This window comes from Moraxella caviae (genome assembly GCF_002014985.1).
In the GTDB taxonomy this organism is placed as follows: domain Bacteria; phylum Pseudomonadota; class Gammaproteobacteria; order Pseudomonadales; family Moraxellaceae; genus Moraxella; species Moraxella caviae.
This window is the reverse complement of sequence record NZ_MUXU01000101.1, coordinates 1-1014: the sequence shown is the minus strand read 5'-3', so window position 1 is coordinate 1014 and position 1014 is coordinate 1. Positions and strand designations below refer to the sequence as shown.

Sequence of the window (1014 nt, the reverse complement as noted above, 5' to 3'; positions counted from 1 at the left end):
TGTTATTTTACCTGATTGGGGTTGGGGAAGATACAAGGTTGGGCTGAGTGAAGCGAAAACCCAACGAATTCGAGTGATTGTCCCTAAAATATCGGGTTGCGCTGTGCTAATCCAACTTACGACCTATATTTATTCGCTAACTTACAAACGATTAAATTATACCCCCAAATCGTCCAACTGTTTTTGTAGTTCGGTAAGTTTGGCTTGCAAGGCGTCGCTTGGACGTGCGGCAAGCTGCTTGCTAAGTTTTTTGATTTGTGTGCGCAGCTTGGCGGCGGCGATGGCGTGGCGTGCGCTGTCTTCGCTGATGGCTGTGCTGTCGGTGTCGCTCATGGCGTTTACCAGTGCGCTTTCTACCGCGCTGACGACTGGTTTGTCGTTTTTGCCCAATCTGCCAGCCAGACGTGTCAAGTGCTGATGGTAGCGTCCACGCAGGTGTGCTTGTTCGGCGGCGCGCTCGCTGTCGCTTAATGTGCGTGAGTGTGGCACAAGTTCAATGCAGTCCACAGGGCAGGGCGCAAGGCACAGCTCGCAGCCTGTGCATAGCTCGGTGATGATGCTGTGGCTGTGCTTGGCGGTGCCGATGATGGCGTCCACAGGGCAGGCAGGAATGCACTTGGTGCAGCCGATACAATTTGGCTCGTCAATGACGGCACGCACTTCGGCGGGTCTTTGGGTTTGCGGGTCGGTTTGCCATTTGCTTGGTGTGGCAGGCAGGCTTGGCACTTGCATGATGGCGGCGATGGCATCCGTTACTGCTTGTCCGCCCGGCACGCACAAATTCACCGCTTCGCCATTTGCCACAATGCCGTGCGCATAAGGCAGGCAGCCGTTTTGATGGCCGCACAAGCCACACTGCGTTTGCGGTAAAACTGCGTCAATACGGGCGATTTTTTCACGTTCTTGCTCGCTCAGTTTATCAAGAGGTAAATCGGCAAACAGTACGGGCAAGTTGTCAAGTCGGACGGTTAAGGTCATGGTTTTGGGTAAGTTTTAAAGGCTATTTTCAAAACC

The 1014-nt window shown here is 53.4% G+C and carries 1 protein-coding gene; it reads right to left on the bottom strand.

Translation table 11 applies throughout. From position 1 onward, the window contains the following. Nucleotides 1-156: 156 nt before the first annotated feature. Nucleotides 157-978, bottom strand: coding sequence for an RnfABCDGE type electron transport complex subunit B (locus B0181_RS11600; RefSeq protein WP_078277642.1), 822 nt, complete (start codon nt 976-978; stop codon nt 157-159). Nucleotides 979-1014: the final 36 nt, after the last annotated feature.

Bases quoted from the DNA above. Each gene is read 5' to 3' on its own strand.
- B0181_RS11600 (WP_078277642.1), bottom strand. From the start codon at position 978: ATGACCTTAACCGTCCGACTTGACAACTTGCCCGTACTGTTTGCCGAT.